We start from the raw sequence: 20,734 nt of genomic DNA, 5'->3' as shown, positions 1-20,734 counted from the left end.
GATGGTGCGAGCCGGCAGCGAATAAGAATGAACTTGCCTTGGAGCCTTGAACGACTCGCCCCTTTCTGCGAGAGTTCCGTTTACCCCGCGTTAAGGGTCTAAAGTGAGCGATCTGTTGATTGAAAACAGCGCTAATTAGGGTGGTACCACGGGAATATACTCTCGTCCCTAGCATTGGCTATGGATGGGAGTTTTTTTATTGTAATTTGACTTGTGAATCAATATGAAGGGGGACCTCGGAATGTCTCAGGAGCAAGGGTACAATCCATTAGTGATCGAGCCGAAATGGCAGTCCTATTGGGATCAAAACAAGACATTTAAGACAGAAGAAGATCCGAATAAACCAAAATTTTATGCATTGGATATGTTTCCATATCCTTCCGGTGCCGGGCTGCACGTCGGCCATCCAGAAGGCTACACGGCGACGGATATTGTATCCCGTTTCAAGAGAATGAAAGGATACAACGTCCTGCATCCGATGGGATGGGACGCATTCGGTCTTCCTGCGGAGCAGCACGCGCTGGATACTGGAGAGCATCCTCGCGATATTACCGTAAAGAACATTAACAATTTCCGCAGACAAATTAAATCGCTCGGTTTCTCTTATGATTGGGATCGTGAAATCAGCACAACAGATCCGCAGTATTATAAATGGACACAGTGGATTTTCCTGCAGCTTTATAAGCGGGGCTTGGCCTATGTGGCAGAAATTCCGGTCAATTGGTGCCCGGCACTTGGTACTGTGCTGGCTAACGAGGAAGTCATTGATGGGAAGAGCGAGCGCGGCGGTCATCCGGTCATTCGCAAGCCGATGCGTCAATGGGTACTGAAGATTACCGAATACGCAGAGCGTCTGTTGGAGGATTTGGAAGAGCTGGATTGGTCGGAAAGCATCAAAGACATGCAGCGCAATTGGATCGGCAAATCGACCGGTGCGGAAGTCGAATTTCGTGTGGAAGGACATGAGCCGCTCAAGGTGTTTACGACACGTCCGGACACCTTATTTGGCGCAACCTACTGCGTACTGGCGCCAGAGCATCCGCTCGTTGATCTGATTACGACAGAAGAGCAGAAGGAAACCGTTAAACAGTATCAGGAGCAGGCTGCACACAAGAGCGATCTGGAAAGAACAGAGCTCTCAAAAGAGAAGACGGGCGTGTTTACTGGAGCGTATGCCGTCAATCCTGTGAATGGAAGCAACGTTCCGATCTGGATCTCTGATTATGTGCTGGCTAGTTACGGTACAGGGGCCATCATGGCAGTTCCTGGACACGATCAAAGGGACTGGGAATTTGCACGTAAATTCGATTTGCCTATTATTGAGGTGGTCAGCGGGGGCGACTTGGAGAAAGAAGCTTTTGCTGGGGACGGTCCGCATGTGAACAGCGATTTTCTGAATGGCCTTCACAATGATGAAGCGATCCAAAAAATGATCAGCTGGCTGGAGGAAAAAGGATTAGGTCAAGGCAAGGTGACCTATCGACTTAGAGACTGGCTGTTCAGTCGTCAGCGTTATTGGGGCGAACCGATTCCGATTCTCCATCTGGAGGATGGAACGATGAAGCCGGTGCCGGAGGATCAGCTGCCGGTGCTTCTTCCGGATGTAGACCAAATCAAGCCATCTGGTACTGGGGAATCCCCACTTGCCAATGTAACCGATTGGGTCAATACAGTGGATCCTGAAACAGGCCAGCCGGCTCGCCGGGAGACAAACACGATGCCGCAGTGGGCAGGAAGCTGCTGGTATTATCTGAGATATATTGATCCGCACAATGATCAAGAGCTGTGCTCCAAGGAGAAGCAGGAGCAGTGGCTTCCTGTCGATCTTTATATCGGTGGTGCGGAGCATGCTGTGCTGCACCTGCTTTATGCACGCTTCTGGCACAAGGTCCTGTATGACCTAGGCGTTGTTTCGACGAAAGAGCCTTTCCACAAGCTAGTTAACCAAGGGATGATTTTGGGTACGAACAATGAGAAAATGAGCAAATCTCGCGGCAACGTCATCAACCCGGATGATATTGTGCAAACCTTTGGCGCGGATACGCTGCGCATGTATGAGATGTTCATGGGACCTCTGGAAGCAACCAAGCCTTGGAATACGAATGGCGTGGAAGGTACGTACCGTTTCTTGAATCGAATCTGGAGATTGTTCATCAATGAATCTGGTGAATTGAATGAGAAAATTCAGGATACGGAAGGCAGCGCGGAATTCCAGCGAACTTGGCATAAAACCGTGAAGAAAGTAAGTGAGGATCTGGAGGGGCTCCGATTTAATACGGCAATCAGCCAGCTGATGATCTTCGTCAATGAAGCGTATAAAGCGGACGTGCTTCCAAGAAAAGCGATGGAGAACTTCGTTCAGATGTTATCTCCGCTGGCGCCGCATATTGCAGAGGAGCTGTGGGCGCGTTTAGGCTACAGTGAATCGATCACATATGTTCCTTGGCCAGATTATGATGAGAAGCTGACCGTAGAAGATGAAATTGAGATTGTCGTTCAGGTGAACGGAAAAATTGTTGAGCGCATGAGTATTGCATCCGATACCGAACCAAAACAGATGGAAGAGCTGGCGCTAAATCATGACAAGGTGAAGGCGGCTATCCAAGGTAAATCGGTACGCAAGGTCATCGCCGTCAAGGGCAAGCTTGTAAATATTGTTGCCAACTAAGGTTGGCTGGTTAAGCATATACGGTTGAACCAAGAAGCGATGGCATCGCTCCAAAGTTAGTGGCTAATCTACTTTGGTGCCGACCATCGCTTCTACTTTTTCCAGATCTTCATTGTATTTCGTATGCGTCGTATGGATGAGCTGATTGAACACGCCATCCAATTGCAGCGACATATATCGTATACCTTCAGCGGTAATGCCTCCAGGTACAGAAACCTTCTGAATGAGCGTCTCTGGTGTAAAGTTTCCGCTGGTTAACAGTTTTCCAGTGCCGAGCAGCATTTCGGAGGCGAGCTTGGTAGCATGTTCTTTCGAAATACCTGTCACATCTACAGCAGCCTGAACGAATTGAAGCAGGAAATAAGAAATAAACGCAGGTCCGCAGCTGGATATATCGGATGTGACCCGTGTATACTCTTCTTGAATTTCGATGGGCGTACTGATGGCAGAGAATAGTTGATGCACGTAAGTTCGATCGTCAGGTTCCATCCGTTCCCCAAAAATGCAGAGCGAAGCGCCGCTGCAGGCGAAGTTCGTTACACTAGGGATGACTTTCGCGATCTTACAAGGGGTCTGGTATTCCAAATGCTTGATGAGTACAGGGCTGGTGATACTGACGATAATGTGCTCTTTGGTTAAACTGCAGGACATTTGCTCCAATACATTTTTATACTCGAGCGGTTTTACGCAAATCATGATCAAGTCACTGCCTGCCGCCAGTTGTTGGCAATTTTCGGCGATGTGGATTCCAGGATACTTTATCTGCAGCAGTTCAGCCTTTTCTTTGCTCCGGTTATGGATGTTGATGTTCTCTTGCTTGATGGCACCGGTCTTAATAAAGGATTCAATAAGAATCGTTCCCATACTGCCTGTGCCTATAAAACCGATATTCAAGAGGATCCCTCCTTATGTTAAAAATAACCAACCGGTTTTGTTACCCTATGAATATTCGCAGAATGTGAAAATATGACAGCGAACTTCATGAGATCAGCGAAATGATGTCGGATTTTTTCTTGAAAAGTGGAAGGAGCGATATGTATGTATAACAGATGGAACAGCCGCATCCTCGTATGGATCGTGATGTGTTTGTTTGCGGCTGTACTATTGGCTATGATGATGTGGCCGAGCGGTACTTCTATGGAAGCAGGTGATCTGCCGATCAATTCCCAGCTAGAGGATGTGCTGCAGCCGGAGGAGGACGGCGGAACGGAACAAGAATCAGATCAAGGGACTGCTGGCAGTTCCGCACCGGCCGAGAACAAGGCGAAATCGGATCTGCCGGACGAACAGGATGCTGGAAATGGAAAAATAAAAATAAATGAGGCAGGTATTGCTGAGTTGGATCTTTTGCCGGGGATCGGTCCGAGCAAAGCGCAAGCGATCATTGATTACAGAAATGAACATGGTCCTTTCAAAGCCGCGGAGGATCTGCTGCAGATTAAAGGGATCGGGGAGAAAACACTGGCTAAGTTCAAGGACATGCTGGAATTCGATTAAAATGAGCTCATCAAAACAAAACTCACTTTTCAAGATTGGAAATGTATGAGAGAATATTGAAGATTGGACATGTATTACCGTAGAACACTAGAGATGAGAGGAGAATATAACATATGGCAGAAGAAAGAAAATTAGGGTTGGAAACGCTTGCGGTACATGCGGGACAGGAAATTGATCCGACAACGATGTCGAGAGCCGTACCGATCTATCAGACAACATCCTATGGGTTCAAGGACACGGATCATGCTGCAGATTTGTTCTCGCTGAAAGAAATGGGCAACATCTATTCCCGTTTGATGAATCCGACGAATGATGTGTTTGAGAAAAGAATTGCCGCGATGGAAGGCGGGGTGGCTGCGCTCGCAACTGCTTCCGGCCAAGCTGCGATTACGTTCTCTATCTTAAATATTGCCGGAGCGGGTGACGAAATTGTTTCCTCCTCCAGTCTTTACGGCGGTACATACAATTTGTTCGCGAATACACTGTCGAAGCTGGGGATCACAGTGAAATTTGTCGATGGTTCAGATCCTGAGCAATTCAGACAAGCGATTACAGATAAGACGAAAGCGCTTTATGCCGAATCGATCGGAAACCCGAAAGGGGACATTTTAGATATTGAAAAGGTTGCCGGCATCGCTCATGAGAACGGTATCCCGCTGATCGTAGATAACACCGTTCCAAGCCCGTACCTGCTTAGACCGATTGAGCACGGAGCAGATATTGTCGTTCATTCCGCTACGAAATTTATTGGCGGACATGGCACCTCAATTGGCGGCGTGATCGTAGACGGCGGCAACTTTGATTGGAAGTCGAGCGGCAAATTCCCAGGCCTGACGGAGCCGGATCCGAGCTACCATGGCGTCGTCTATGCAGATGCTGTAGGTCCTGTTGCTTATATCATCAAGGCTCGTGTCCAGCTGATGCGGGACATTGGCGCACCGCTGTCCCCATTCAACTCGTTCCAGCTGCTGCAGGGTGTAGAGACGCTCCATCTGCGCATGGATCGCCACAGTGAGAACGCGCTGAAGGTTGCGGAGTATTTGAAGAAGCATGAGGCGATTGAATCGGTTAGCTATGCAGGTCTTCCTTCCCATCCATCTTACGAGCTGGCTCAGAAATATATGCCGAAAGGACAAGGCGCCATTCTGACCTTTGAAATTAAAGGCGGCGTGGAAGCAGGGAAGAAGCTGATCAACTCTGTCAAATTGTTCTCTCATCTGGCCAATATTGGGGATTCGAAGTCGCTGATTATTCATCCAGCGAGCACGACACATTCCCAATTGGAAGGCGAAGAGCTCGCCTCTACAGGTGTAACGCCAGGTATGGTAAGATTGTCAGTAGGCACGGAATCGATCGAAGATATCATTCACGATCTAGAGCAGGCGATTCAAGCGAGCCAATCTTAAAATACACTGGAAGGAATTGACCTAATGAGCACGTCAGTCAGAAAAGATTGGGATACTTATTTTATGGATATTGCGTATATGGCTTCCACTCGTTCCCAATGCAGCCGCCGAAGAGTGGGGACGGTACTTGTGCAGGGCAAGAAGCTGCTCGGTACCGCCTATAATGGCGCTCCGTCAGGTGTACCGGATTGTTCTGAAGCGGGATGTATGATCGTAGAGGAATATGAAGTGAAGCTGGTGGATGGAAAAGAAGAAATGGTCAAGAAGCAGCGCTGTGTGCGCACGATTCACGCGGAGCAAAATCTGCTGCTGTTTACCGATCGAAGTGACCGGGTAGGGTCTACAGTATATGTAACGGATCAGCCCTGCTGGACTTGCGCTAACATGCTGGCCAACAGCGGTATTGTGGAAATTGTATATCATAGGCCATATCCGAAGGACAGCGATAAAGTGACCGAAATGATGAAGCAAAAAGGGATCTTGTTTCGGAGGCTGGAGAGCTATGAAATTCCGGCTGGTATCGTAGAAGATATTACCCATTAATCACACTTATGAACTGGAAGAGGAAGCACCTCAATGCATCAAAGCATTGTCGTGCTTCTTTTTTTATGAATAAGGAACATATTGGATTTTTTGTGCCTGCGACGCGGCAAGCTACAGTATTCCGGAAATGGAAGGAAGGTTCGACAGGAAAGGTGAAATATTTCACAGTTATCGCAGTATGCTGGACCGTAGGAATGTCCGTTGGTTTAGAACGGCTGAGCTGGGTGTTCGGGCTTCTCGTGGTGTGTGCCTACACGGCAATTACCTTGGTTACAGGACAATTGAAAAGATCACAATGGATATCCTTGTCTGTGGTCGTCTGTTTGAGTTTGAGCAGTGCTTGGGGATATGCCTCATGGGTGGAAAACCGGAACATATCGTCTATTCCGCAGCATATGGAAGCGGCTGTGGTGACAGCAACCGGTCAAATTGTGAGTTCGGTGGAAATCGATGGAGATCGGGTCCGTTTCGTGCTTCGAACTTCTCAAGTCGACTTTGGACAAGGCGTGAAGCGGATTGATGAGAAGCTTCAGGTGCAGATTCGGTTGATGGAAGAGCCGGAGACGCGGACAGCTGAAGAGTGGAGACGGGGGGACCGGATTCAACTGCAAGGAGAATTGAAGCTTCCAAGTGAAGCGGGTAATTTTGGCGCCTTTGATTACCGCAGTTATCTTCACGATCAGGGCATACATTGGCAGCTGTCGCTGAAAGGAATCAGCGGCGTGAGCATTCAGCAAGGCGAGAAAAGCGACCCTCAAGCTTGGCTCGGCTGGAGAGATCAATTTCAAAAGCTTCTTGCAGATCAACTCGATTCCATCTATGAAGAGCCGTTCAGCGGTTTTTTAAAGGGATTGCTGATCGGCTACCGAGATGATTTGAACGAGGAGCAGTTCAATCAATTTTCCTCATTAGGCCTAACTCATATTTTAGCGATTTCTGGGCTTCATGTTGGTGTTTTGGCATCGATCATGATGCTCCTATGCCGATGGTTGAAATTGACTCGGGAGACTTCGTATACCATCAGCATGATATGGATCCCCATCTACGTCCTCCTGACGGGAGCTTCGCCTTCCGCTGTTCGAGCGGGGATCATGACCGTATTAGCTTTATATGCCATGAAGCGGCAGCTGCTTGGAAATAGTATACATTTGGTCGCTTTGGCCGCAGTAATGATGACCTTGTGGAATCCCTATTTTATTGTAGGTATCAGCTTTCAACTTTCATTTATTGTGACATTAGGTTTAATCATATGTACGCCAGTAGTTTATTCCTTTTTGCCAGACAGCTGGTGGAAGTCTGTTCGTTCCCTGCTCAGTGTGACGATTACAGCGCAGTGGATTTCATTTCCTATCTCTATTTATTATTTCAACTCTTTTTCACTGCTATCAGGTTTGGCGAATTTTCTCATTGTGCCTTTTATCAGCACGATATTGTTTCCAGGCGCACTGCTGTCCTTTGCGCTGAGCTTTCTATGGCCATGGTTAGGTAAGATGATTTCGGCTGCGGTCGTTTGGGGACTCGAGCTTGTCTTTAACGGCGTAGAGCTGTTAGCCAGCTTTGACAGATTTCATCTCGTATGGTCCTCTCCGAGGCTGGAGTGGATTTTAGTCTATTTTGCACTATCTCTGTGGCTAATTTATGAAATGAAGGGCTATCAGTCCGAGAAGCTGTGGGAAAAGGGACTGCCATTCGATTCGCTCCAGCCAAGAAGGTGGGTATTATGTACAGGGGTTTTGGCACTCTTACTGATGATCGGGTATCAGTATATTTCACCATGGACGGATTCTCGTGCTCGAATTTATTTTATTGATGTGGGACAAGGTGACAGCACGCTCATCGTGACGCCATCTCAACAAACCATATTGATTGATGGAGGCGGCACGCTTTCTTTTATGAAGCAGGGAGAAGATTGGAAGCTGAGGTCAGACCCCTATGAGGTAGGACAGGATTTGTTGGTCCCGTTACTCAAGAAAAGGGGAATCCGTGATATTGATCTGATGATTGCTACACATGGGGACACAGACCACATTGGAGGGTTGCGAGCGGTGATTGAATCCTTTCCAGTTCATGCGATATGGATGAACGGGACGTACGATACGGGAGGGGTATATGAAGAATTTTTAGAACTTGCGATGGAACGAGGTATACCGATTTACAGTCCAACAGCAGGAGAAAGATACAGCGTAGATGATGAGACCCGGATCGAGGTACTGCTTCCGGTATCTAAGGAAGACAGCCATCACCCCTACATCGCTGAAAAACAAAATGACGTTTCTGTCGTATTGATGCTCGAGGTATTTGGCAGGCAGCTGCTGTTCACAGGAGACATCGGCGAGGTACAGGAGAGGGAATGGCTTCGGCAGCGAACGAATCGGCAGGAGGGCGTTTCTTACACGGACAGCCAGTCATCGATTGACTTAGAGACGGCGACGTATCGCCAACAGGTGGATATCATGAAAGTGGCTCATCACGGAAGCAAATACTCCACCTCCGATGAGTGGCTGAGTTTTTGGAATCCAACGTATTCCGTAATTTCCGCGGGCAGAAATAATGTGTACGGTCACCCTACAGAAGAAGTGCTGCAGCGATTGAACAAAGCAGACAGCAGCATATTCCGGACGGATCAGCACGGGGAAATTCAAATTTTTATCGACGAAGAAAACATGGAAATCCGTACGAAACTGTCACAGAAGTCACTTAAAATGAACGTCAATTGAACGCAATATATACCTCAGGAAACGTTTACATATTCGTGAAGGAAACATTTACCTCCCCATTTCGGACGAAGTCTATGTTAGGCTAGAAACCGGACAAGCTAAGGCGGATGTCCAATCTTTTCTCAGGAGGAGAAGCCGGAATGAATAAACTACAGAAGATGACTGCGATCGCTTTGACAGCAGCATTTACCTTCAGCGGATTTGGCAGCATGGGGATGAACACTGCTGATGCGGCGGAAGCGGAAATTGTACAAGGTGTGAATTTTCGTACGGCGCCTGCTACGAGCTCTAGTAAAATTCGTCTATTAAAGGCCGGGGAAACGGTCGATGTTGTAGAACAAGTGAATTCATATTGGTATAAAGTGAAAGACCGCAGCGGCAAGGTGGGCTATGTCTCCGCATTGTCCAAGTACATTCAATACAATGACAGCACGGTGTCAGCCAATCAAGCAAAGATTGTTAGAGGAGTGAATTTCCGTACATCTCCTTCCACAGATGCCAGCAAAATCCGGATGCTTCAGACAGGTGAGCGCGTGCAAGTGATCGACGAAGTCAACAATTATTGGATTAAAATTAAAGACAGCAATGGTAAAATCGGTTATGTTTCTTCATCGTCTAAATATATTCAATATACGGCAGGAAGCTCGAATCAAGCATCGACTTCCGCAGGTACATCTGTAAGCAATACGAATGTTTCTTCCGTGATTAAAGAAGTCATTGCCAGCGGAAAGAAGTATTTGGGTACGCCGTATGAGTTTGGTTCCAGCCGATACAACACAAGTACTTTTGACTGCTCTGATTTTGTAAGACAAGCCTTTAAAGAAGGCGCAGGAATTACGCTTCCTAGTGATTCGAGAAAACAAGCCGATTATGTGAAGGACAAAGGGAATGCCGTATATAATTGGGAGAATTTAAAGCCGGGCGATTTAATGTTCTTCATGTCTTACAAAGGGACAAGCAAGAGCAAGTATACAGGGTTAAACAAATCGAAGCAGCGCATCACTCACGTTGGAATTTATTTGGGAGACGGTAAGATTCTGCATACGTATTCCAAAGATTCCGGCGGAGTAAGAATCGACAATATTGATGGAAGACATTGGGAATATCGATTCGTATTTGGCGGCAGCGCCCTATAAAAATGATCATTTAACATTGTTAGGTGTCCCGAAAGTCATGAAAATGACAGGGGCACCTTTTTTCATTTTCATTGGAACGTATAACTTTCTTTATCTGCTGTCTGCATTGGCAGGTGTACATATCATGTGCGGCTTCGACAACCGTGCTGTCATTTGGATCGTCTGAATATAGAGTTTATACCTATTGACTCGATTTTACAAAAGGGAATTTTTAGGCAGCCCATATACCGAATATTGATATTTTGATATGCTATAAGAGGTTGCTCTAAAAGTCCTATTTTCACACCATTCATGGGGCAATAAAGCTCTTCCAGAACGTCAGAAGAGCCAATTTCAACTTACGACAAAAAAAGTGCAACATTTTAAATATGTTTTCCGTCTAAAAAGTTGCATGAGAGGGGGATCCTAGTGGTAGAGCCCGAATTAATCAGGTCTGCCCAAGCCGGTGATCGCGAAGCTTTGGTTACGCTTCTGCGCCAAGTCGAGTCTCATGTGTATCGCACAGCATACTATATGCTCGGTAATGAACAGGACGCCTTGGATGCATCACAGGAAGCACTGATTCGAATTTATAACAAAATCAACTCTTACGAAGAAAAAGCCCAATTCAAAACGTGGGTGCAGCGTATTGTCACGAATATATGTATTGATAAATTTCGTCGCGCGAAATCCACCGTATCCATCGATCAGCATAATATGGTGTTCGCCACGGATAATCATGTAGAGAAGGAGCTCCTTTCGTCGATCGCAGCCAAAGACATCAGGCAGGCGATTGAACAGCTTCCGGAGCACCATCGGACGGTCGTTGTTCTTAGATATTTGCAGGATTTCTCCTATAATGAAATCTCTGAATCTCTCGGCCTTCCTCTGAATACGGTGAAATCTTACTTATTCCGGGCAAGACAGCAGCTTCAATCGATGCTCCAAGAATATCAGAAAGGTGGTGTGTAAGGGTGGACTGTCATGAGGTGATGGATTTCATGCAAAGAAGCTTAGATCATGATCTAACTCCAGAGGAACTGGATCAAACGATGCGTCATCTGGATGGGTGTCCAGAATGCTCCCTTATGTATGAACGGTTGAGCCGCCTTTCGGAGGAACTGACCCGCATGCCAAAGATCGAACCGCCGTTCAGTATTGTGGACAGCATACTGCCTCAGTTGGATTTACCGGAGGCCGTACAGACGGCAAATCCGTCTTCAAAGCCGCCAGTCGGCTGGCTTCATAAGCTGAAGGATTCGATATCCCTGCGTGCTTTAGGCGGTGTAGTGGCAGCAGGTGTACTTTTAACATTCATTGTGAACGGCATGCTGCCTTCTAAGGATGATTCGAGCGACAGCGCAATGAATCAAGTGTTCCTTCGCAGTTCCGCAAGCAACGAGTCTGCCTCCGACTCCGCCGCGGATGCAGGAGATGCGGAGCTCTATAAGGTGGAGACATACAACACTGGGGAGACGCAGCAGAAACAATTTGCTGCCGGACAGCCTGAATCCGAACCTGTTCCAGATCCATCCACCGATGCCGAGGAACGCAGCAGAGCTTTCGAAGGCTTGGATCAGGGAGAACAGGATGCTCCGCAGCCTTTGGAAGTCGGCGAGTTCGAACAAGCCGATCCTTCGTCCGGGAAGTCTCCTTCCGCTATGGACTCCGGGGAACCGACGGTCGCCCCGGATACCCCCGACGCATTCTCCGCTGGCTCGGAAGAGGGTGGATCCATGGAACACCCGCCGACGATTGGCGCACCGCATGGAGGATACGGCATTGCTTCTGTTCCGGTTGAGCCTGCAGTGACCGATTCTCCGGACGGAAGCTATGAGGCCGTTGTTCAACAAGCGGAGGAAGGGCAATTTGTAAGCATAACGGATCCAGAAGGTGAGATCGTGATGGAGTCTTCTGTGCATGCTGAAGGAGAGCTGCAGGTGGCTTGGAAAAGCGATACCGTGTTGACGGTGACTGTCACGACGGGCGATCAAGCGACGGTATATGAGCTTGATACGGAGACGAAAGAGGAAAAATTAGCGGTTTCGCCATAATTGAATGCACACATGGAATGGAAATTGCGTATAGTATAGCAACAAAGTCAGACGACGTGCAAACGTCGTATGACCACTCGGGGAGAAGTTCCTAGGCCTTCTCTAGAGTGTTTATATAGATGTTGCTGCCGCAAGGGGGCTGCCGTCCGTTTTTTGACGCAGTCCCTTTGCTGCGTTATGATGAAAGGTGTTGGAAAAGAGGGGTTTAGATGGATTATAAAGCAGCATTCAAGCAGCTTAAATCTGGCAAATTATCGCCGGTATACGTATGTTACGGAACGGAAGCCTATCTCATGAATGAATTTATTAGGCGTCTTGAGGAGCGTTGCATGGCTCCGGAGCATGCCGAATTCGGCATGAGCAAATATGACTTAACGCAATCGCCGATCCAAGAGGTCATAGATGATGCGGAGACGGTTCCTTTTATGGTGCCTGTCAAGCTGATTATAGCTCGCAATGCTTTGTTTTTAACCGGCTCTAAGGATTCCTCTAAGGTAGAACATCAATTAGATCGTCTGCAGCAATATTTGGACGCTCCATTAGAATCCACGATTATCGTCTTGCTGGTTGAAGCGGAGAAGATGGATGAGCGAAAAAAAATCGTCAAGCTGCTGAAGGAACGCGGACAAGTTGTTGACTTCCAGGCGTTGAGGGATCAGGACTTGCGGATATGGATCGAACAGAAATTCGAGCAGGCGCAATGCTCGATTGACTCAGAGGCAGTCGATGCTCTATTGATGACCGCAGGTACTGACCTGCAGCATTTGCTCGCGGAAATCCAGAAGCTAGTATTGTACGCGGGAAGCGGGGGGACCATTACCGTTCAAACGATAGAAGCTCTCGTCCCTCGAACGATGGAACAGAATGTGTTTCTGTTAATTGAGGAGCTTGTCAAACGCAGAACAGATCGAGCGCTTTCCATGTTTTATGATTTATTGAAGCAGAAGGAAGAGCCTATCAAAATTTTAGCGTTGATGGCTCAGCAGTTCCGGCTTCTGCTGCAGGTCAAACAGCTTCGTCAGAGCGGTTATTCAGATCAGCAGATGGCCTCTCGGATCGGAGTGCATCCATATCGGGTCAAGCTTGCTGGAGAGCAGGCAGGGAAGTATAGCGAGAAAGCATTAACTAACCTATTGAGTCATATTTCACAGCTGGACTACGAGATGAAGACCGGACAAGTCGATAAGGCACTTGGTCTGGAACTGTTCATTCTAAAAACAGCTGGATAACATATCACACGAAAAAGCCCGGTGCAGTCGCACCGGGCTGTATTTAACTGTGGGTTACACAGCTAAAGTGTTCACTTTTTTCGCTAATCTGGACTTTTTGCGGTTTGCCGCATTTTTATGAATCAGGCCTTTGGTTACAGCCTTGTCCAGCTTTTTGCTTGCTAGAAGCAGCGCTTTTTTCGCAGTTTCTGCATCGTTACCAGCAATGGCAACCTCAACAGCTTTCACAGCTGTACGAAGAGCAGATTTTTGAGATGCATTTTGCAAACGGCGTTTTTCGCTGGTTTTTACTCTCTTGATCGCAGATTTAATATTCGGCATACTATTCACCTCCTACCAGATTTCCCAGTAGCTGTCTTGCAGTTGTATAAACAACCGTCCAGAAAGTGCTTCTTCCATACGGAATCAGTACTTCTTCACAACTTTAAACATTCTATCACGCTCATTTGAAAAATGCAATACACTCGCCCTGCATGGCAACGTGTTCAAGAGCCTCCCGTATATCTTGATTCCTTTCGAGGCAAAATAAGCGAAACTTCACTGGTCAAGCGAAATGAACCAGGAATTCGAAAGCGGGGAGAAAGATGGATTTAAGCAATTATTCCGTTCGTACCGATTTAGCCTTAGAAGCCAAGGAAATGGTTTCGGAAAATGTGAGCGACCGCCTGCCTGGCGTTGACATGAATGTGGAAGAAGACGGGGAAATTACCGTCACACATATCCACGTGATGAACGAAGAAGGCTCCAGAACATTAGGAAAGCTTCAAGGAAGATATATCACGATAGAGGTGCCGGGTTTACGCTACCATGACTCGGATTTACAGGATCAAGTGGCAGCCAAGATGGCCGCTGTATTTGAGAAGTTTTTGCGTGATTTGGGCATACCGAAGGACGCGAAGGCATTAATTGTAGGTCTAGGCAACTGGAACGTTACGCCAGACGCGCTCGGACCAATGGTCGTGGAGAATGTACTGGTCACCCGCCATTACTTCGAATTGACGCCGGACCAAGTCAGTCCCGGATACCGTCAGGTCAGTGCGGTTGCTCCGGGCGTGTTAGGCATTACAGGGATTGAGACCAGTGAAATCGTGCACGGCATTGTGCAGCGTTCGAAGCCTGACTTCATTATATGTATTGACGCCTTAGCCTCAAAAGCGCTGGAACGGGTGAATACGACGATTCAGATTGCGGATACCGGGATTCATCCTGGTTCGGGCATTGGAAATAAAAGAAAAGGGATTACACAGCAGGAGTTGGGGATTCCTGTTATTGCCATTGGCGTTCCAACGGTCGTCTACGCTTCCACCATTGTCAACAATACGATTGAAATGCTGGCCGCGAATTTTGGAAAGCAAACACAGAATACCGCAGCCATCCTAGGGATGCTGCCGAATATGTCGGAGCAGGAACGGCTTAGCATGGTCAAAGAAGTGCTCAATCCACTCGGCCATGATTTGCTGGTGACGCCTAAAGAAATTGACCAGTTCATTGAAGATACCGCGAACGTCATCGCGAACGGCTTGAACGCAGGACTGCATGAAGCGGTCAGCCAAGAGAATTTATCCGCATACACCCATTAGAAGATCCCGTGAGGGATCTTTTTTTTATGATAAGAAAGCAACAAAATATTTCGCAGAAAATTTCATGTTCTATCCTACTCTATCATTTCATAGATTGAAAACAGATAGATTTCGAGAATGAAGAGAATGAGGAGGAACAAATCATGAAAGCTATCCACAGCTTTAGGCTGGGATCCGCACCCCTATTCGTCAAACTGTTTACAGCCCTCTCCTGCTGCACCCTGATCCTGTTTGTGATTCTGAGCATTGGCGGTATCATTCAAGCGAAGCGGGTGACGTCGCCGATCTCTTCAATGAAAGGCTTGACCGCAACGGTTTCCAGTAACTTCTTTTTGGATATGATAGCTTTAGAGATGCCAAGATTAAAGAGCGATGAGGAAAATACCACGTTCTCTAAGACAAAGGTAGGCCATTTTCTCTTTGAATTTGTAACCAATATTAATCCTTCCGATCCGAAGACTCTATTAGCTAGAGAAGTACCAGGCATGGCGCATGAGAAGATCGTCGTGCTGCGCAAAGGCTCTCATGATGGAGCAGTCGCTCTTCCAGCAGATTACACGCCATCGAAGGAAGTGCTGGAATCTCCCCCAAGGCAGCAGACAAATCCGGAACCGCCGAAGGATGATCCGAATGCAACTCCTTCCGTGCCCAACGATACCGTACCGGATCCGGAACCGGATACTACAGAACCGCCAAAGAATACGACGAATGGCAAAAGTAAAGTATTCATATACCATTCCCATAATCGTGAATCATGGGTGCCTGAGCTGGAAGGCGTGACGGAGCTGGATCAGGCATACGATTCTAGTATCAATATTACATTAGTGGGCAAACGAATGGCGGATCGTCTACAGGAATTAGGTATTGGCACGACCCATTCTGCGACAGACTATCAAACAAAGGAGCAGGACTTTAATTACAACTATTCTTATAAATATTCTAAAAAGACGGTACAGGAGGCATTCGCCACAAATCCCGAATTAGATTATTTTCTGGATGTGCACCGGGATTCGCAAACGCGTGATTTGACGACAGTCAATATTAATGGAGTCGATTATGCTCAGCTTTATTTCATCATCGGGCTGAAAAATCCGAATTGGAAGCAAAACGAGGAATTCGCCAACGAAATTTTGAAGCGCTTAGATGAAAAGTATCCGGGTATTTCCCGCGGCATCTACGCAAAGGATGGAACGACAGGCAACGGGGAATACAATCAGAGCATTTCACCGCGCAGTCTTGTTGTTGAAATCGGCGGGCCGGAAAATACGCTGGAGGAAACGAATCGAACGGCCGATGTGCTCGCTGAAGTACTTGCTGAAATATTTTGGGAGGCAGAGAAGGTCGATGCGCCAGCTTCTTCAGGTCAGCAGGTAGTGACGAAATAAACCATTTCGATTTCATTCGAGTAGAAAGGCAGTGAATGATAATGAACCGATTCAGTGTCAAAATGCTGTGGATCGTATTTTTATTGGGTGTCGGGTTGTTTGTCGGATTTGATCTTGCCTCCCGCGGATTGGAAGAGGTGCATGGTCCCTTTGATGGGACGGCCTCTTCCACACAAACTCTGCCGCCGCAGGAAGCACTGCAACTGCAGCCGTCCATGCCGCTGTATCCGGAGCAGGAATCCACTGCGGCGGCCACTGCTCCAGCTGTGAATACACCGTCAGAGCAAGGGATGCTGAGCCGAACGGCCGAAAACGCCGGGAAGATTTTGCAGCGAAGCTCGCAAACCTGTGTGGAAGCCGTCGTGTCTTTCTTTGAAGGTTTATTTAGCTAGACTTGCGCATGCATTGAAATCTCATTGAAACAACTGGTATAATGAGTTGTATTTAACCTTGTAGTTTTAGTGGGGGTAACGCATGACGGAGCTGCAGAATGTTGAAGCAAGACAGAAGAAAATTCGAAATTTTTCAATCATTGCCCATATTGACCATGGAAAATCGACCTTAGCGGATCGAATTCTAGAATATACCGGTGCTTTAACCTCCCGGGAAATGCAGGCGCAGGTGCTCGATCAGATGGAGCTGGAACGGGAAAGAGGGATCACGATCAAGCTGCAGGCCGTTCGTTTGAATTATAAAGCAGACGATGGTGAAGAGTACATTCTGAATCTGATCGATACACCGGGGCACGTCGATTTTACGTACGAGGTATCCAGAAGCTTGGCCGCCTGTGAAGGAGCGCTGCTTGTTGTCGATGCAGCTCAAGGCATTGAAGCACAGACACTGGCCAATGTCTATTTGGCTCTCGACAACAATTTGGAAATTTTGCCGGTGATCAATAAAATTGACCTTCCCAGTGCGGAGCCGGACCGGGTAAAACAGGAAATCGAAGATATTATCGGATTGGACGCCAGTGATGCCGTTCTAGCCTCTGCGAAAGCGGGTATTGGCATCAAGGAGATCTTGGAACAGATCGTGACGAAGGTTCCTGCACCAAGCGGTGATCCACACAATCCGCTGAAGGCCTTGATTTTTGACTCGCATTACGATGCGTATAAAGGAGTTATTGTATACGTTCGGGTGGTCGACGGATCCATTAAAGCCGGAGACAAAATTAAAATGATGGCGACGAACAAGTCGTTCGAGGTTATTGAGGTTGGCTCGTTTATGCCGCGCATGACGATTGTAGACGAGCTGAAAGTGGGAGACGTCGGCTTTATCGTTGCCGGAATTAAAAATGTGAGTGACACTCGTGTAGGAGATACGGTGACGTATGCGAACAAGCCTGCGGCTGAACCGCTGCCAGGCTATCGGAAAATCAATCCGATGGTGTACTGCGGTCTGTATCCGATCGATACATCGGATTATAACGATCTGCGTGAAGCATTGGAAAAGCTTGAACTGAACGACGCTTCTTTGAAATACGAGCCGGAAACGTCCCAGGCGCTTGGTTTTGGGTTCCGCTGCGGATTTTTAGGACTGCTGCACATGGAAATTATTCAGGAGCGGATTGAGCGCGAATTTAACATTCCGCTCATTACGACAGCACCGAGCGTTATTTTCCGTGTAATGCAAACTAGCGGTGAATTGATCGAAATCGAGAATCCGTCGAAAATGCCGGAGGTTGGCAATATTGAATATATTGAGGAGCCTTATGTCAAAGCCTCGATTATGGTGCCTAACGATTTCGTCGGTGCCATTATGGAGCTATGCCAAGGCAAACGCGGCGAGTTCAAGGCGATGGACTATTTGGATACGACCCGGGTCAATATCGTCTATGAAATGCCGCTGTCCGAAATCGTATACGACTTCTTCGACCAACTGAAATCGAACACGAAGGGCTATGCTTCCTTTGATTATGAACTGATTGGCTACAAGCAGTCGAAGCTGGTGAAGCTGGACATCATGCTGAACGCCGAGAAGGTCGATGCCTTATCCGTTATTGTGCATAAGGATCGAGCTTACCAGCGTGGACGCCTAATCTGTGAGAAGCTGAAGGAGCTTATCCCGCGCCAGATGTTCGAGGTGCCGGTACAGGCTTCCATCGGGACGAAGGTTATTGCCCGTGAAACCGTAAAGGCGATGCGGAAAAACGTTCTCGCCAAATGTTACGGTGGGGATATTTCGCGGAAAAGAAAGCTGCTGGAGAAGCAAAAAGAAGGTAAGAAGCGCATGAAAATGGTCGGCAGCGTAGAGCTTCCGCAGGAAGCATTTATGGCTGTATTAAAGATCGACGAATAATCATCGTAAACCATTCATTTATGGGAAAGACGGGGATCCGCAACGTGATGATAGCCGTACTGCGGCGGTCAAGGGATCCTCTTTCCTTTTTGTACCAAAAGCGTCACTAGAATAAGTTTCATAGATATAGATGGGGGAGAATACCGTTTGGAAGATCTTTGGTCACTGCTGAAATACAGCTTTTTAGGATTGCTTCAGGGCTTCACCGAACCTATTCCCATCTCGTCCAGCGGCCATGTTGTGCTGGCTCAAGATTTGCTAGGGCTTGATATCGAAGGCTTGAGCTTTGAAACGTTAGTCAATTTCGCGTCGTTACTTGCTGTGCTGCTTATTTACAAAAGAGATTTGGTTCAGCTGACAATGGGCTTTTTTGGCTACATACGAACGAGAAACACCGAGTTGAAGGGTGATTTTATGTTCGTCATTTATCTGCTCATTGCTACGATTCCAGCTGCCGTGATCGGACTGTTGTTAAACGATTTTATTTCGGAACAGCTGAAGGGCGTTAAGGTCATCGGGATTACGCTGCTCGTTACAGGAATTGCCCTTTGGCTCATTCGGAATTTAAAGGGGAAGAAACAGGATCATGATCTGAGACTTTCAGATGCTGTGATCGTCGGATTTGCCCAAGCGGTTGCTTTGATCCCTGGAATTAGCCGATCAGGCGCTACGATCGTAGCAGCGATGGGAAGGGGCATGAAGCAAAGCACGGCTTTGAAATTCTCTTTCTTCCTATATATTCCCGTTAGTTTAGGCGGGATGGTTTTGGAAGGCTCTGAGCTGGCCAGTGATCCAATGATGTCCGAGCTTTGGCTGCCTTATTTGCTGGCGTTCGGTTTCTCCTTGGCAGCTTCCTATTATTCATTGCGCTGGTTTATGGGCATGATGCAGAAAGGGAATTTGAAAGCTTTTGCCTACTATTGTTTTGTTGTAGGTGCTCTAGTCTTGTTATTTATGTAATCGGAAGGAACGAAATAGGCGATGATTCATACAATGGAAACACCGAAAGCGGTTTACGTTCATATTCCGTTTTGCCGTCATAAATGTTATTACTGCGACTTTAATACGTACGCTTTGAAAAATCAGCCGGTGATGAAGTATTTACAGGCTATGGAACGTGAAATTGAACAAACGGTGAAGCAAATACCTCCAGATACGATCGAGACGATATTTATCGGCGGAGGTACACCGACAGCGCTTAGTGTGGAGGAGATGCGGTATTTACTCCAGGTGCTGAATACGTATTTTCCGAATCGATCAACGGATTTTGAGTTCACCTCAGAGGCCAATCCGGGAACGACAGACGATGAGAAATTCAACGTTATGTATGAGGGCGGTGTGAACCGCATGAGTTTCGGGGTACAGACGTTCCGGAACGAACTGCTTGTCTCGCTCGGTCGTATTCACGATGTGGATGATGTATACCGCAGTATAGAGAGGGCACGAAAAACCGGATTTCGCAATTTATCGATTGATCTCATGTTTGGTCTGCCTCGCCAAACGCTGGCGGATATGGAGCACAGCCTAAATTCCGCGCTGCAGCTTGATCTGACGCATTACTCCTTGTACAGCTTAAAAGTAGAAGAATCGACGCTGTTTCATACGCTGTATGAGCGGAATGAGCTTCCACTGCCCGAAGAAGAGACAGAAGTGGCAATGTATGAGATGATCATGCACCGTCTTCAGAAGGAAGGGTACCGTCAGTACGAAATTAGCAATTTTGCTAAGCCAGGCTTTGAAAGCCGCCACAATTCCATGTATTGGCGAAATAAAAGCTATTATGGCTTCGGGGCTGGTGCTCATGGGTATATGCATGGGATACGGCATATGAATGTGAAAGGGGTTCAAGCCTATATCGATGCAGCGGCAAAAGGCTTGCCTCGCTTGGAGGAGCACCGAGTGGATCCGAAGGAAGCGATGGAGGATTTCATGATGGTTGGGCTTCGTATGATGGAAGGAGTTAAAAGAGACGGTTTTAGAGAGCAATTCGGGATAGAATTGGAATCGGTGTTCGGTCCAATCTTAACGAGACTTGTACAGCTCAAGGCACTGGAACGAGATGAACAGGGCTACCGTTTATCCCGTCAAGCGATCCCGATCGGCAACGAGGTATTCGGTGAGTTTGTCGGCTCCATCACGTAATGGAATGTGAAGTGAGTTGTGAATAAGAGAACGTTTCTATCTGCACGGAATCGTTAAAAATTTTGCTTGATTAATTATTCGCCATGCCGTATATTTATTC

18 protein-coding genes and 1 other annotated feature (1 of these 19 cut by a window edge) are annotated in these 20,734 nt (G+C 47.4%); of the genes, 16 read left to right on the top strand and 2 right to left on the bottom strand.

Going from position 1 to position 20,734, the window contains the following annotated elements:
• Positions 1 to 173: a binding site (T-box leader), on the top strand (it extends 55 nt beyond the left edge of the window).
• Positions 174 to 241: 68 nt separating this feature from the next.
• Positions 242 to 2,668 carry a leucine--tRNA ligase gene (gene leuS, locus ACFPXP_RS21025; RefSeq protein WP_379896416.1) on the top strand — a complete coding sequence of 809 codons (2,427 nt, stop codon included), beginning with the start codon at positions 242 to 244 and terminating at the stop codon, positions 2,666 to 2,668.
• Positions 2,669 to 2,731: 63 nt separating this feature from the next.
• On the opposite strand, the gene comER is transcribed toward leuS, so the two are convergent.
• The gene (gene comER, locus ACFPXP_RS21020) at positions 2,732 to 3,562 is read right to left on the bottom strand and encodes a late competence protein ComER (protein ID WP_379896415.1); all 831 of its coding nucleotides are present in this window, start codon (positions 3,560 to 3,562) and stop codon (positions 2,732 to 2,734) included.
• A 144-nt stretch (positions 3,563 to 3,706) separates the two neighbouring features.
• Between comER and ACFPXP_RS21015 the strand changes: the two genes are divergently transcribed.
• From ACFPXP_RS21015 to holA, 9 genes are all read left to right on the top strand, one after another.
• Positions 3,707 to 4,165, top strand: coding sequence for a ComEA family DNA-binding protein (locus tag ACFPXP_RS21015; protein WP_379896414.1), 459 nt, complete (start codon positions 3,707 to 3,709; stop codon positions 4,163 to 4,165).
• A 113-nt stretch (positions 4,166 to 4,278) separates the two neighbouring features.
• Positions 4,279 to 5,571 carry a homocysteine synthase gene (locus ACFPXP_RS21010; RefSeq protein WP_379896411.1) on the top strand — a complete coding sequence of 431 codons (1,293 nt, stop codon included), beginning with the start codon at positions 4,279 to 4,281 and terminating at the stop codon, positions 5,569 to 5,571.
• Positions 5,572 to 5,595: 24 nt separating this feature from the next.
• Positions 5,596 to 6,114 carry a deoxycytidylate deaminase gene (locus ACFPXP_RS21005; RefSeq protein ID WP_379896410.1) on the top strand — a complete coding sequence of 173 codons (519 nt, stop codon included), beginning with the start codon at positions 5,596 to 5,598 and terminating at the stop codon, positions 6,112 to 6,114.
• 65 nt (positions 6,115 to 6,179) lie between these two features.
• Positions 6,180 to 8,831, top strand: a complete 2,652-nt coding sequence (locus ACFPXP_RS21000; RefSeq protein WP_379896409.1) for a DNA internalization-related competence protein ComEC/Rec2 — start codon at positions 6,180 to 6,182, stop codon at positions 8,829 to 8,831.
• Between the two features lie 140 nt (positions 8,832 to 8,971).
• Positions 8,972 to 9,967, top strand: a complete 996-nt coding sequence (locus ACFPXP_RS20995) for a C40 family peptidase (protein WP_379896407.1) — start codon at positions 8,972 to 8,974, stop codon at positions 9,965 to 9,967.
• 37 nt (positions 9,968 to 10,004) lie between these two features.
• Positions 10,005 to 10,133 carry a hypothetical protein gene (locus ACFPXP_RS20990; protein WP_379896405.1) on the top strand — a complete coding sequence of 43 codons (129 nt, stop codon included), beginning with the start codon at positions 10,005 to 10,007 and terminating at the stop codon, positions 10,131 to 10,133.
• Between the two features lie 242 nt (positions 10,134 to 10,375).
• On the top strand, positions 10,376 to 10,918 hold the full coding sequence (locus ACFPXP_RS20985; protein ID WP_379896403.1) for an RNA polymerase sigma factor: 543 nt from the start codon (positions 10,376 to 10,378) through the stop codon (positions 10,916 to 10,918).
• A 20-nt stretch (positions 10,919 to 10,938) separates the two neighbouring features.
• Positions 10,939 to 12,000 (top strand): zf-HC2 domain-containing protein, encoded by a 1,062-nt coding sequence (locus ACFPXP_RS20980; protein WP_379896463.1) that lies wholly within the window; start codon positions 10,939 to 10,941, stop codon positions 11,998 to 12,000.
• 209 nt (positions 12,001 to 12,209) lie between these two features.
• Positions 12,210 to 13,229, top strand: coding sequence for a DNA polymerase III subunit delta (gene holA, locus ACFPXP_RS20975; protein ID WP_379896401.1), 1,020 nt, complete (start codon positions 12,210 to 12,212; stop codon positions 13,227 to 13,229).
• 54 nt (positions 13,230 to 13,283) lie between these two features.
• Here the strand turns inward: holA and rpsT are convergent, their stop codons facing one another.
• Complete coding sequence (rpsT, locus tag ACFPXP_RS20970; RefSeq protein ID WP_379896399.1) at positions 13,284 to 13,550, bottom strand: 30S ribosomal protein S20; 267 nt, start codon at positions 13,548 to 13,550, stop codon at positions 13,284 to 13,286.
• 263 nt (positions 13,551 to 13,813) lie between these two features.
• On the opposite strand from rpsT, the gene gpr reads away from it, so the two are divergent.
• From gpr to hemW, 6 genes are all read left to right on the top strand, one after another.
• Positions 13,814 to 14,809, top strand: coding sequence for a GPR endopeptidase (gene gpr / locus ACFPXP_RS20965; RefSeq protein ID WP_379896397.1), 996 nt, complete (start codon positions 13,814 to 13,816; stop codon positions 14,807 to 14,809).
• A gap of 143 nt (positions 14,810 to 14,952) precedes the next feature.
• Positions 14,953 to 16,194, top strand: a complete 1,242-nt coding sequence (spoIIP, locus tag ACFPXP_RS20960) for a stage II sporulation protein P (protein ID WP_379896395.1) — start codon at positions 14,953 to 14,955, stop codon at positions 16,192 to 16,194.
• Positions 16,195 to 16,235: 41 nt separating this feature from the next.
• Positions 16,236 to 16,586 carry a hypothetical protein gene (locus ACFPXP_RS20955; protein ID WP_379896393.1) on the top strand — a complete coding sequence of 117 codons (351 nt, stop codon included), beginning with the start codon at positions 16,236 to 16,238 and terminating at the stop codon, positions 16,584 to 16,586.
• Between the two features lie 82 nt (positions 16,587 to 16,668).
• Positions 16,669 to 18,492 (top strand): translation elongation factor 4, encoded by a 1,824-nt coding sequence (gene lepA / locus ACFPXP_RS20950; protein ID WP_379896391.1) that lies wholly within the window; start codon positions 16,669 to 16,671, stop codon positions 18,490 to 18,492.
• A gap of 147 nt (positions 18,493 to 18,639) precedes the next feature.
• Positions 18,640 to 19,452 (top strand): undecaprenyl-diphosphate phosphatase, encoded by an 813-nt coding sequence (locus ACFPXP_RS20945; RefSeq protein ID WP_379896390.1) that lies wholly within the window; start codon positions 18,640 to 18,642, stop codon positions 19,450 to 19,452.
• Positions 19,453 to 19,473: 21 nt separating this feature from the next.
• Entirely contained in the window at positions 19,474 to 20,634 is a 1,161-nt protein-coding gene (gene hemW / locus ACFPXP_RS20940; protein ID WP_379896389.1) for a radical SAM family heme chaperone HemW, read from the top strand.
• Positions 20,635 to 20,734 lie beyond the last annotated feature (100 nt).

The organism is Marinicrinis lubricantis (genome assembly GCF_042658665.1).
In the GTDB taxonomy this organism is placed as follows: Bacteria; Bacillota; Bacilli; order Paenibacillales; family KCTC-33676; genus Marinicrinis; species Marinicrinis lubricantis.
Note: the sequence above shows the minus strand (reverse complement) of the source record. Positions and strands in the feature narration are given on the sequence as shown.